A 12,778-nucleotide genomic window follows, 5' to 3' on the forward strand; every position below is an offset into this window, starting at 1 on the left:
GATCAAACTACCATTTTTCCCCGATCCCCCAATGTCTGAAAAAAAGTCCTCCAGCGGCGAAAAACTGCTTTATTGCTCCTTCTGCGGCAAGAGCCAGCATGAGGTCAAGAAGCTGATCGCAGGACCGTCGGTGTTCATCTGCGACGAGTGCATCGACCTGTGCAACGACATTATCCGGGACGAAGCTTCCAGCGTGGAGGCAGTGACCGGCCCGAAGTCGGACCTGCCCACGCCCCAGGAAATATTCGAACTGCTGGGCCAGTACGTGATCGGCCAGGAGACCGCCAAGCGCATCCTGTCGGTCGCCGTGTACAACCACTACAAGCGCCTCAAGCACCTCGGCAAGAAAGATGAAGTCGAGCTGGCCAAGAGCAACATCCTGCTGATCGGCCCGACCGGTTCCGGCAAGACGCTGCTGGCCCAGACGCTGGCCCGCATGCTGAACGTGCCATTCGTGATCGCCGATGCGACCACGTTGACCGAAGCCGGCTATGTCGGCGAGGACGTCGAGAACATCATCCAGAAGTTGTTGCAGAACTGTAATTACGAGGTCGAGAAGGCCCAGAAGGGCATCGTCTATATCGACGAGATCGACAAGATTTCCCGCAAGTCGGACAACCCGTCCATCACCCGCGACGTCTCGGGCGAAGGCGTGCAGCAGGCACTGCTCAAGCTGATCGAAGGAACCATGGCATCGGTTCCACCGCAGGGTGGCCGCAAGCATCCGAACCAGGATTTCGTCCAGATCGACACGACCAACATCATGTTCATCTGCGGCGGCGCATTCGACGGCTTGGCCAAGGTGATTTCCAACCGTTCGGAAAAGAGCGGCATCGGCTTCTCAGCCAGCGTCAAGACCCAGAGCGAGCGCACTGCCAGCGAGAAGCTGATGGAAGTCGAGCCGGAAGACCTGATCAAGTTCGGCCTGATCCCCGAACTGGTTGGCCGCCTGCCGGTGATCGCGACCTTGTCCGAACTGCACGAGGAAGCACTGATCCAGATCCTGCTCGAGCCGAAGAATGCGCTGATCAAGCAATATTCCAAGCTACTGCAAATGGAAGGCGCCGAGCTTGAAGTGCGGCCGGCGGCCATGCATGCGATCGCCCACAAGGCGCTGGCACGCAAGACCGGTGCGCGTGGCCTGCGTTCGATCCTTGAAAATGCGCTGCTGGATGTGATGTTCGAGATTCCCAGCCTGCAAAACGTTGCCAAGGTCGTCATCGACGAAAACACGATTACCAATGGCGCCAAGCCATTGCTGATCTACCACGAGCAGCAGAAGGTTTCGGGCGCGAAGTAATCGCCGTGAGGCGAGACCTTCGCCCGGCAGGCTTGTTGTAGAGGCGGAAAATCACCTGCAGAACGGAGGGTCAAAGCGGCTTTTGACCCTCTTTTTTTGAACAAACGCAGTACAATCAGAATCAATCTTCATTCACACAGCGGCTTCGATCGTCAAGCCACCCGGGGTAAATAAATACTTCGTGTGTGGCTTTTTTCTTTTCGATCGTATGTGAGAATGTTGATGCAGGGCTTGAGTTTTAGCCCGTCGCGCCAACATCAACGACAGTACTCCTGATAAGGCTCGCCATGACGACTACTACAACACTTCCCGCTCACACCCAACTGCCGTTATTGCCGCTGCGCGACGTTGTCGTGTTTCCGCACATGGTAATTCCGCTGTTCGTTGGCCGTCCGAAGTCAATCAAGGCGCTGGAAGCTGCGATGGGTCAAGGAAAGAGCATCATGCTCGCAGCCCAGAAAGCCGCAGCCAAGGATGAGCCGTCTGCCGAAGATATCTACGACATCGGCTGCGTCGCCAACATCTTGCAGATGCTCAAGCTGCCGGATGGCACCGTGAAGGTGCTGGTCGAAGGCGCGCAACGAGCACGCATCCATTCCATTACTGAAGGCGAAACCCACTTCATCTCCGAAGTGACTCCGATCGAATCCGAGCCGGGCGACGAAGCCGAAGTCGAAGCCATGCGGCGTGCGATCGTGCAGCAATTCGACCAGTACGTGAAACTCAACAAGAAGATTCCGCCGGAGATACTGACTTCGCTGGCCGGGATCGATGACGCCGGCCGCCTGGCCGACACCATTGCCGCGCACCTGCCGCTCAAGCTGGAACAAAAGCAGGTCATCCTGGAAATTTTCAATGTGGCCAAACGCCACGAGCACCTGCTGGGCCAGCTCGAGGCCGAGCTCGACATCCTGCAGGTTGAAAAGCGCATCCGCGGCCGCGTCAAGCGCCAGATGGAGAAGTCGCAGCGCGAGTACTACCTGAACGAACAGGTCAAGGCGATCCAGAAGGAACTGGGCGAGGGCGAAGAGGGTGCAGACCTCGAGGAACTCGAAAAGCGCATCGTTTCCGCCAAGATGCCGAAAGAGGCGCGCGAGAAGGCCCAGTCCGAGTTGAAAAAGCTCAAGCTGATGTCGCCGATGTCGGCCGAAGCCACCGTCGTGCGCAACTTCATCGACACTCTGGTCGCGCTGCCGTGGAAAAAGAAATCCAAGGTCAATAACGACCTGTCCAATGCCGAAAAAGTGCTCGATGACGATCACTACGGCCTTGAGAAGGTAAAAGAACGCATCCTCGAATACCTTGCCGTGCAACAGCGGGTAGACAAGCTGAAAGCGCCGATCCTGTGCTTCGTCGGCCCCCCGGGCGTCGGCAAGACCTCGCTCGGCCAGTCGATCGCACGTGCCACCAACCGCAAGTTCGTGCGCATGGCGCTGGGCGGCGTGCGCGATGAAGCCGAGATCCGCGGCCACCGTCGCACCTACATCGGCTCGATGCCGGGCAAGATCCTGCAGAGCCTGTCCAAGGTCGGTGTGCGCAATCCGCTGTTCCTGCTCGACGAGATCGACAAGCTCGGCATGGATTTCCGTGGCGATCCGTCGTCGGCCCTGCTCGAAGTGCTGGATCCGGAGCAGAACCACACGTTCTCGGACCACTACGTCGAGGTCGACTTCGACCTGTCGGATGTGATGTTCGTGGCGACTTCGAACTCGCTCAATATTCCGGCCGCGTTGCTTGACCGGATGGAAGTGATCCGCCTGTCGGGTTATACCGAAGACGAAAAGACCAGTATTGCGCAGCGCTACCTGCTGCCGAAGCAGATCAAGAACAATGGCCTGAAGGAAGACGAGATCAGCGTCTCCGAAAGCGCCATCCGCGACATGGTCCGCTACTACACGCGGGAAGCAGGGGTGCGTTCGCTGGAACGCGAAATCTCGAAGATCTGCCGCAAGGTGGTCAAGATGCTGCTGCTGAAAAAGCAGGAGCGCAAGGTCGCGGTCACGCCGAAGAACCTCGACAAATTCCTGGGCGTGCGCCGTTTCGACTTTGGCGTGGCCGAGAAGGACAACCAGATCGGGCAAGTGGTTGGCCTGGCCTGGACCGAGGTCGGCGGCGAACTGCTGACGATCGAGGCGGTCACCATGCCCGGCAAGGGCGGCGTGATCCGTACCGGTACGCTGGGCGACGTGATGAAGGAATCAATCGAAGCAGCCCGCACGGTTGTTCGCAGCCGCGCCAGGAAGCTGGGCATCAAGAGCGATCTGTTCGAGAAGAGCGACATCCACATCCACGTGCCGGAAGGAGCCACGCCCAAGGACGGTCCGTCCGCGGGTATCGCCATGACGACGGCGCTGGTATCGGTGTTCACCGGCATCCCGGTCAAGGCCTCGGTGGCGATGACTGGCGAGATCACGCTGCGCGGTGAAGTGCTGCCGATCGGCGGGTTGAAAGAGAAACTGCTGGCGGCACATCGCGGCGGCATCAAGACCGTGCTGATTCCCGAGCAGAACGTGAAGGATCTCGCAGAGATTCCCGACAACGTGAAGAACAAGCTCGAAATCGTCCCGGTGCGCTGGATCGACAAGGTGCTGGAGATCGCGCTGGAGCGTCAGCCAGTGCCACTGTCGGAGGAAGAGGTGGTTGCAGCGGAGGCGGTCGCCAAGCCTGCCGAACCAGCAGCCGCAAGCAGTCTCGTCAAGCACTGACCGTTTGGTCTTTTGCTGAAGTAATCAAAAGCGCCCCTCGGGGCGCTTTTTTTCTGGTGTGCCCGGCCCGGGCATGAACCCCGGGCGGGTATTTCCTCGTCACATCCTCGGCGCCCCGGATTTCAGGCGATGAATTTCCTGATCACATCCTTCCTTGCTTGACACGCAAGGAGGCAGGCTTGTCTAATGCATGTGCACGGTCGTGCACTTTTTTTCCCGGGATCGATCCCGCCCACGATAAACCAAAAAAAACAGGAGGAGACGCAGTGAACAAATCGGATCTGATCGACCACATCGCGCAGCATGCGGATATTTCCAAGGCCGCCGCGACGCGCTCGCTGGACGCCCTGATGGATGCAGTGACTACGACACTGCAGAAGGACGGATCGGTGACCCTGGTCGGTTTCGGAACATTCTCGACCAGCCAGCGTGAAGCCCGGACTGGCCGCAATCCGCGCACGGGCGAATCGATCACGATCGAGCCTGCGAAAGTGCCGAAATTTAAGCCTGGCAAAGCATTGAAAGATGCTATAAACTAGCGGTCTTTCGGCAAGGTGACACAAGCCGAAAGCTTGGCTGGCTAAGTGTATATGGCGATGCTTCGGTGGTGACACCGGCGCTTGCAAATGCAGGGTGCTTAGCTCAGTTGGTAGAGCGGCGCCCTTACAAGGCGTAGGTCGGCGGTTCGACCCCGTCAGCACCCACCAACAGTCAGGCAACAGCAGCAAATCAGGAGTGGTAGTTCAGCTGGTTAGAATACCGGCCTGTCACGCCGGGGGTCGCGGGTTCGAGTCCCGTCCACTCCGCCAATAATCGAGAAAAGGCGAACATTGTGTTCGCCTTTTTTCTTATGTACTTTATGTTCCTGCGCCGGGTCTTCTCCGGCGCTCCTGGCATGCGAGCGTTAGATCATGTTTGACTTCATCCGTACCCACCAGCGGCTGATGCAGTTCGTGCTGCTGCTGATCATCTTCCCGTCGTTTGCATTCTTCGGTCTCGAGGGCTATTCGCGCTTCAGCGATAGCTCCAATGCGGTGGCTACCGTTGCCGGACAGCCAATCACCAAGGAACAGGTCGACGAGGCGCATCGCCAGCAGATTGAACGGCTGCGGCAGATGTTCGGCGGCCAGCTCGACCCTCGCATGTTCGACACGCCTGCAGCGCGGCAGTCGGTCCTCGAAGGATTGGTCGCGCAGCGCGCGCTGACGGCAGAGGCGGCACGCAGCAAGCTCGCCGTGCCGGACCAGGTGTTGCAACAGAACATCCTCGCGATACCCGACCTGGTCGGCGCCGATGGCAAGTTCGATGGCGAACGATACAAGGCACTGCTTGCCGCCCAGGGCATGACGCCGGCGATGTACGAAGGGCGGCTGCGCCAGGACATGACGCTGCAGCAGCTCAATGGCTCGATCCAGGATACCGCGATCGCTCCGAAGTCCCTCACCATCTGGCTGGCCGAACTCAACGAGCAGGAGCGCGAAGTGCAGGAACTGCGCTTCAAGGCGGCCGACTTCGCATCGAAGGTCAAGGTGACCGATGAAATGCTGAAGGAGTTCTATGACAAGAATCCCGCTGCATTTGAAATTCCCGAACAGGTCAAGGCCGAATACGTGGTGCTGAGCCTGGCTGCGGCCGTGGCGCAGATCAATGTCAGCGACGCCGACATCAAGGCTTACTACGACCAGAACCAGAAGCGCTATTCGACGCAAGAGCAGCGTCGTGCCAGCCATATCCTGATTCCGGCCGGCCAGTCGGCCTCGGCTGCCGACCGTGCAGCTGCGAAAGCCAAGGCAGAAAAGCTGCTCGAACAATTGCGCAAGAGCCCGGCTGAATTCGCCAAGCTGGCCAAGGCAAATTCGCAGGATCCGGGATCGGCCGAAAAGGGCGGAGACCTCGGTTTCTTCGGACCAGGCATGATGGTCAAGCCGTTCGAAGAGGCTGCGTTCAAGCTGAAAAAAGGCGAGATCAGCAATCTGGTGGAGTCGGAGTTCGGCTACCACATCATCCAGGTTACCGATGTGAAGCCGGGTGGCGCCAAGGCGCTGGACGAGGTAAAAGTCGAGATCGCCGGCGAGATCAAGAAGCAGCTTGCAGCGAAAAAATTCACGGAAATGGCGGAAGTGTTTTCCAACACCGTGTACGAACAGGCTGACAGCCTGAAGCCGGTCGCCGACAAGCTCGGACTGAAGATCGAAACCGCAGCCGGCCTGACCCGTGCCGGAAACCCGGCTGCTGCCCAGGCGCCGACCAGCAATCCGAAATTCCTGAATTCGCTGTTCAGCGATGACGCCGTGCGCAACAAACGCAATACGGAAGCCGTCGAAGTGGCACCGAGCACGCTGATCGCCGGACGGGTTGTCGAACACAAGCCGGCAAGCAAGAAGCCGTTCGACGAAGTGAAGGCAGCGATCACGGAGCAGGTGACGCGGCGTGAAGCGCAGGTGCTGGCCCGCAAGGCTGGCGAAGAGAAGCTGGCGGCATTGCGCGCCAAGCCGGATACGGCGGGTTTTGGCGAGGCCAGGACCGTGTCGCGGGCCAAGGCTGCCGACCTGCGTGGCGAGGCTGCGGCTGCGGTCATGAAAGCGGATGTGAGCAAGCTGCCCGCTTTCGTGGGCACCGAGCTGGCGGGCGAGGGTTTCGGCGTGTACCGCATCAACAAGGTGGCACAGCCGGCCAAGCCGGACGAGGCCCGTCGCAAGTCGCAGGTACAGCAGATCGTCAATGCGCTGGCGCAGGAAGAAATGACGGCCTACGTCGACGTGCTGAAGAAGAAGGCCAAGGTGAAGATCAATGCGCCGGTCGCGCCGCCGGCCAGTACGGAGCAGGCACCGAAATAGGTGGTGCAGCAAGAGCGGGGCAGCAGACCGTGACAAAAAAGCCGCTCGCGAGCGGCTTTTTTGTTTTCCGGCGCTGGACGCATCAGTCGACGCACCAGTCGATCGCAGCACTTAAAATGAGGTCCTGACCAAATTGAACCATTCTCCCCATATGCCGGAACACATCTCCCCGCAAGTTGCCATTATCGGTGCCGGTCCGGCCGGCTTGATGGCTGCCGAGGTGCTGGCTGGTGCGGGGGTGCAGGTCGACGTTTATGACGCCATGCCATCGTCCGGCCGCAAGTTCTTGCTGGCTGGTATCGGCGGCTTGAATATCACCCATGACGAAGCATGGGAGACCTTCCGAACCCGCTATGGCGATGGCCAGCCGCAGTTGCAGGCAGTGCTGGAGCGCTTTCCTCCGGCCGCCTTGCGCTCCTGGGTGCAGGGGCTGGGAATCGATACCTTTGTAGGCAGCTCGGGCCGGGTTTTTCCCGCCGGGATGAAAGCCGCGCCGCTGCTGAGGGCGTGGCTGCATCGCCTGCGCAGTGCTGGCGTGCGCCTGCACATGCGCCATCGGTGGCTGGGTTGGGATGCCGATGGGGCATTGCGGCTGCTCAATCCGGAAGGGGAGATTGTGATAAGGCCACAGGCGACGGTGCTGGCGCTGGGCGGCGCCAGCTGGCCGAAGCTGGGATCTGACGGCGCCTGGGTGCCATTGTTGCAGGCCCGGGGCATCGAGATCGCGCCACTGCGCAGCGCCAATTGCGGTTTCGACGTGGCGTGGAGTGCGCATCTGCGCAACAATTTTGCCGGCACCCCGCTCAAGTCGGTGGCATTGACCTTCACCGACGCGCAAGGCCGCACCGAGCAGCGCCAAGGCGAGATGGTGATCGGCGAACATGGCGTTGAAGGCAGCCTGGTCTATGCGTTTTCGCGGCGCCTGCGCGAGTATCTTGAGCAGCATGGCAGTGCCACATTCACGCTCGACCTCGCGCCCGGACGCGACGCCGCGCGGGTGTTCGCCGATGTCGCTCATCCGCGCGGCTCGCGCTCGCTGTCCAGCCATTTGCGCAGCCGCCTCGGCATTTCCCCGGTCAAGGTGGCCTTGCTGCACGAGGTGCTGGGCAAGGAGCAATTTGCCGATGCCGCCACGCTGGCGGCAACCATCAAGAATCTGCCGATTACGGTGCGCGCAACCCGCCCTGTCGCTGAAGCGATCAGCACTGCCGGCGGCGTACGCTGGGGCGGCCTGGATCAGAACCTGATGCTGACGGCCCTGCCAGGCGTTTTTGTCGCGGGCGAGATGCTGGACTGGGAGGCGCCGACCGGCGGGTATCTGCTTACAGCCTGCTTTGCCACCGGCTTGTGCGCGGGGCAGGGGGCACGTGAATGGCTGAAGCGTTGAATCGTTGATGTGTTGAATCGTTGACGAGCCAGGCAATCACTTGCCGGCCGCCACCGCCCGCGCAGCCTCTGCAAAGGCAGCATCCGTCACCGCATTCACCTCTACCTGCTCGGCTGACGGAAACAGCGTGAAATTGCGATCGATCGAGCGCAGGTAAGCCGGATCGTAGTGCCGCTCCAGCAACTCCGCCACCAGCGGACGCATCTCGCCATCACGCGCCATCTGCTGCCAGCGCGAGATGGTTTCCTTGCCGTGCAGCTGCACCAGACAATCGAGCTGGCGATTCAGGGCTTCCGGTGCGGCGACGAAGTGAGCATATTCGTCCATCAGCAATTCCACCCGGTTGGGGCGGGACAATTGCAGGGACACGCAAGGCGAGGCCCGCATGCGTTCCATCAGGGCGTCCGGCACCCGCAGGTTGCCGACTTTCTTGCTCTCCGATTCCACGAACACGAGGCGTGCCGGGTCGAAGTGGCGCAGTGCGTGCCAGAGCCGGCTGTCGAACATCTTTTGCGAGGGCTGTGGCTCGGCCGGAAGGTTGCCGAGCACCGAGCCGCGATGCGCGGCCAGTTGCTCCAGGTCCAGCACCTGCTCGCCCTGTGCCGCCAGCGTGCGCAGCAAGCGGCTCTTGCCGCTGCCGGTGGTGCCGCAGATGACCTTGAAGCTCAGCCCCAGCGGCAGTTGCTGCAGGTCCGCATTGACCTGGCGCCGGTATTCCTTGTAGCCGCCGTCGAGCTGCCTTGCGGGCCAGCCTATTCGCGCCAGCACGTGTGCCAGCGCGCCGCTGCGGTTGCCGCCGCGCCAGCAATATACCAGCGGCTTCCAGTTGCGCGGCTTGTCGAGGAAATTGCCCTCGATGTGGCGCGCAATGTTGCGCGAGACCAGGGCCGCGCCGCGTTTCTTTGCGTCGAAAGGACTGAGCTGCTTGTACATGGTGCCGATTTCGGCGCGTTCGGCGTCGTCCAGCACCGGGCAATTGATGGCGCCGGGAATATGGTCTTCGGCGAATTCCGACGGGCTGCGTACATCGATGATGGCATCGAAGTTGTCGAGCACGGGCAGCGCTTCGTCCATGCGGATCAGGGCGGGATACTTCATGCAGCCTTTAACTTTAACGTAGCAGGGGTTTCAGGTGGGGCCATACATTGTCGAGCATGATGGCCTGCGCTTGCGCGGTCGGATGGATGCGGTCGGGCTGGAACATCTGCGCATCGTCCTTCAGGCCCTCGAACAGGAATGGCACCAGGGCAAGCTTGTTTTCCTTCGCCAGCTTCGGATAGAGCCCGGCGAAGCGACGCGTGTAATCGGCGCCGTAGTTGGGCGGAATCTGCATGCCGACCAGCAGCACGGCAGCCTTCGCTTTCTTCGCCAGCGCGATCATCGCGCGCAAGTTGGCTTCGGTCGATTCCATCGTCAGCCCGCGCAATCCATCATTGCCGCCGAGTTCCAGGATCAGGATCTGCGGACGATGTTTTTGCAGCAAGGCACCCAGCCGCGACCGGCCGCCGCTGGTGGTTTCGCCACTGATGCTGGCATTGACGACGGTGGCATTGATCTTGTTCGCGGCCAGGCGCTTTTCCAGCAGCGCGACCCAGCCGGCGCCGCGCGCCAGTCCGTACTCCGCCGACACGCTGTCGCCCAGCACAAGCACCGTTTTTGATGCAGAATGCGCGACGGAACCCTGCATCAGCAGGCCCGCCATCAACAGCAGGCTGACCAGCGCGCAACGCCATTCCATCGCAATTACCCTGAACCGCATGCCAAATCCTCTCCCGAATTCCCCTGCGATCGAAGCGGTCAATCTCACCAAACGCGTCGCCGACGCAACCGGCGAATTGACCATACTGGACGGGGTGGATTTTACCTTGGAGCCAGGGTCCACGCTCGCCATCGTCGGCGCTTCCGGCTCCGGCAAGTCGACCTTGCTCGGCCTGCTGGCCGGACTTGATACGCCCTCCGAGGGTACCGTGAAAATACACGGGGTCGATATTTTTGCGCTGGACGAGGACGGACGCGCAGCCCTGCGCATGAGCCAGTTGGGATTCGTGTTCCAGTCTTTCCAGTTGCTGCCGCACCTGACCGCGCTGGAAAATGTCATGTTGCCGCTCGAACTCAAGGGCCAGGGGCGTGCCCGCCAGCTTGCCCAGGGGATGCTCGAACGCGTCGGCCTGGGCTCGCGGCTGGCGCATTATCCAAAATACCTGTCGGGCGGGGAGCAGCAGCGCGTGGCGCTGGCACGCGCCTTCGTCGGCGAGCCGCCCCTGCTGCTGGCCGACGAGCCGACCGGAAGCCTGGACGCCGCCACCGGCGAGGCAGTCATCAAGCTGATGTTCGAACTGAACCGGGAACGCGGCTCGACCCTGGTGCTGGTAACCCATGATCCTGCGATCGCGGCCATGTGCCAGCGCACGATCACGATCACGGCGGGCCGGCTCAGCTAGGCACGCCGGCCCTGCGCCCGACCATTTCATTGATCAGGGTCCGGACCACCGGAATCAGTTCGGAGGCGGTCAGGCCGATCGGACCGGTGCCTTGTTGCACCAGCCTGTCCGCGGCAGCGCCGTGCAGCCATACTGCGCCCAGCGCTGCCTCCCATGCCGGCCAGCCCTGCGCCAGCAGCGCGCCGCCGATCCCGGCCAGCACGTCGCCGCTGCCGGCAGTGGCGAGCGCCGGATTGCCGGTGGTGTTGATCGCGATCTCGCCATCGGGGCGCGCAATGACCGTGCCCGAGCCCTTCAGCACCACCACCGCGTTGAAGGTGGCGGCCAGTTCCCGTGCCGCTGCCGGTCGGTCGACCTGCACGCTGGCGGTGGCGCAGCGCAGCAGCCGCGCGGCTTCCAGCGGGTGGGGGGTCAGCAAGGTCGGCGCGCGGCGGGTCCGGATGCGTTCGCGCAGGCCGTCTTCCACTGCAATCAGATTCAGCGCATCCGCATCGGCCAGCAATGGCGTGCTGGCGCCGAGCGCCCGTGCCAGTTGATCCAGCGCCTCGCGCGATTCGCCCATGCCCGGCCCTGCCACCACCACGCCATGGCTGAAATCGAGCGTCTGCGCGTCGCGGCACATCAGTTCCGGCTGGCCGCTGTCGGCCAGCAGGCCGGGCTCGATGAAGCCGATGAACACCCGTCCCGCACCGCAGTGAACGGCGGCCCGGGCGCCGAGCACCGGCGCGCCAGTCATGCCGTGGGCGCCGCCGAGGACAATGACATCGCCGAAACTGCCCTTGTGGCTGTCATGCCGGCGCGGGTTCAGGAATTGCGCGAACGAGGCGACTGCATTGCATCGTGCCCGCGGCGAAGGAAACAGCGAAGGTGCTATATCGAGACTGGCGAGCGTGACCGGCCCGGCGTGGTCGCGCGCAGCGCCGGTGTGCAGGCCGGGCTTGTCGCCGATGAATGTGATGGTATGGCTGGCACGCACCGCTACGCCATCCGTGCCAACGACGGTGCCGGTGTCGGCATCGAGTCCGCTGGGAATGTCTAGCGCCAGCACCGGACATTCCAGTCGGTTGATGGATTCGACCGCATCGCGCATGGCGCCTGTGATGGGGCGGGCCAGGCCGATGCCGAACATGCCGTCGAGCGCCAGGTTCCATGACTGGCTGAACAGTCCGGCGGCCGCGGTAGCGGGGTGGAACGGAACGCCATGGTTGCAGGCACGCTGGTACGCCGCCGCGGCATCGCCCTGCAGCGCGGCCGGCTCGGCAAGCAGCAGCACATGGACGTCTTGCCCGGCGTCGCACAGTCGGCTTGCTGCCTCGATCGCATCGCCGCCGTTGTTGCCCGGCCCTGCCACGGCGAGGATGCGGGCCTCGGGCACTTTTGCAAGTTCAATCGCCAGCGCGGCGGCTGCCATGCCCGCGCGCTGCATCAGGGCATGCGGTGGCAGCGAGGACATTGCGGCGTGCTCGATGGCGCGCAGTTCGGTGACGGAGTAGAGGGCTTGGGCGGGGTTCATGACGGACGATTGTATGTCGGTCTTGTCATGGTGTCATGCGGTGGTGGATTGTGGCGTTAACCGGGCAGGTCACCGGCGGATGCCACGAACGCTCCCGTCGTTTCAGGATTGGTTCTCACTCACATTCGTAGGTGTTTTGTGGCTTTTTGGCTTGCGGGTCGTTTGGCTGGGTTTGATGGTTGTCGGTGTGAAGCCGGGAGACACCCCGGCGGGTGTGTCCCTTTCTTTTTAAAAAGAAAGGAACCAAAGAAAACACCGTCAAAACCCACTTGGCCAACGCCCGCTCCGAACGCCAACCAGACGCGGATGTCTGGGCTAATCCAGTGCGACGTTCGCGAGAGATGATCCCTCGGCTGTGTGCCGCTTACCTAATCAGCCAACCCCATGAAGTGTCTTATACCGATGCCCAGCGCACCGTTGACTCTTAATGTTTTTCGAAGCTTCAAACAAGCGACGGATGGGATCTGTTCAGGAACAGCAGAGAGCAGCAGAGAACAGCAGAAAATCCCCTGCGATCCCCACTCCCGCTGACAATCGGACCTCAAGCGCCAATTAGCGGCTTCGAAAACAATTGGGAGTCAACGAGCGGTGGTGT

9 protein-coding genes and 2 tRNA genes are annotated in these 12,778 nt (G+C 61.7%); 8 read left to right on the top strand and 3 right to left on the bottom strand.

What is annotated here, in order from left to right; genetic code table 11:
* Window positions 1-31: 31 nt before the first annotated feature.
* The 7 genes from clpX to FVE66_RS11465 all read left to right on the top strand — a co-directional run bounded on the left by clpX (window position 32) and on the right by FVE66_RS11465 (window position 8,229).
* Complete coding sequence (gene clpX / locus FVE66_RS11435) at window positions 32-1,300, top strand: ATP-dependent Clp protease ATP-binding subunit ClpX (RefSeq protein WP_151447550.1); 1,269 nt, start codon at window positions 32-34, stop codon at window positions 1,298-1,300.
* A gap of 287 nt (window positions 1,301-1,587) precedes the next feature.
* Complete coding sequence (lon, locus tag FVE66_RS11440) at window positions 1,588-4,005, top strand: endopeptidase La (RefSeq protein ID WP_151447551.1); 2,418 nt, start codon at window positions 1,588-1,590, stop codon at window positions 4,003-4,005.
* 266 nt (window positions 4,006-4,271) lie between these two features.
* Entirely contained in the window at window positions 4,272-4,544 is a 273-nt protein-coding gene (locus tag FVE66_RS11445) for an HU family DNA-binding protein (RefSeq protein ID WP_151447552.1), read from the top strand.
* 92 nt (window positions 4,545-4,636) lie between these two features.
* Window positions 4,637-4,712 (top strand) — tRNA-Val (locus FVE66_RS11450).
* A gap of 25 nt (window positions 4,713-4,737) precedes the next feature.
* Window positions 4,738-4,814, top strand: a tRNA-Asp gene (locus FVE66_RS11455).
* Window positions 4,815-4,916: 102 nt separating this feature from the next.
* Entirely contained in the window at window positions 4,917-6,842 is a 1,926-nt protein-coding gene (locus FVE66_RS11460) for a SurA N-terminal domain-containing protein (protein WP_151447553.1), read from the top strand.
* Between the two features lie 151 nt (window positions 6,843-6,993).
* Complete coding sequence (locus FVE66_RS11465) at window positions 6,994-8,229, top strand: TIGR03862 family flavoprotein (protein ID WP_151447740.1); 1,236 nt, start codon at window positions 6,994-6,996, stop codon at window positions 8,227-8,229.
* Window positions 8,230-8,265: 36 nt separating this feature from the next.
* On the opposite strand, the gene mnmH is transcribed toward FVE66_RS11465, so the two are convergent.
* Both mnmH and FVE66_RS11475 read right to left on the bottom strand, forming a co-directional pair.
* The gene (gene mnmH, locus FVE66_RS11470; RefSeq protein WP_151447554.1) at window positions 8,266-9,327 is read right to left on the bottom strand and encodes a tRNA 2-selenouridine(34) synthase MnmH; all 1,062 of its coding nucleotides are present in this window, start codon (window positions 9,325-9,327) and stop codon (window positions 8,266-8,268) included.
* 13 nt (window positions 9,328-9,340) lie between these two features.
* Window positions 9,341-9,988: an arylesterase gene (locus tag FVE66_RS11475; RefSeq protein ID WP_421829609.1), complete on the bottom strand. Its 648-nt coding sequence runs from the start codon at window positions 9,986-9,988 to the stop codon at window positions 9,341-9,343.
* Between FVE66_RS11475 and FVE66_RS11480 the strand changes: the two genes are divergently transcribed.
* Entirely contained in the window at window positions 9,987-10,670 is a 684-nt protein-coding gene (locus tag FVE66_RS11480) for an ABC transporter ATP-binding protein (protein WP_151447555.1), read from the top strand. The genes FVE66_RS11475 and FVE66_RS11480 overlap by 2 nt on opposite strands.
* Here FVE66_RS11480 and FVE66_RS11485 read toward each other — a convergent pair.
* Window positions 10,663-12,183: an NAD(P)H-hydrate dehydratase gene (locus FVE66_RS11485; protein WP_151447556.1), complete on the bottom strand. Its 1,521-nt coding sequence runs from the start codon at window positions 12,181-12,183 to the stop codon at window positions 10,663-10,665. The two genes, FVE66_RS11480 and FVE66_RS11485, sit on opposite strands and share 8 nt — an antisense overlap.
* Between the last annotated feature and the right edge of the window lie 595 nt (window positions 12,184-12,778).

This window comes from Lacisediminimonas profundi (assembly GCF_008831265.1).
Lineage (GTDB): Bacteria > Pseudomonadota > Gammaproteobacteria > Burkholderiales > Burkholderiaceae_D > Lacisediminimonas > Lacisediminimonas profundi.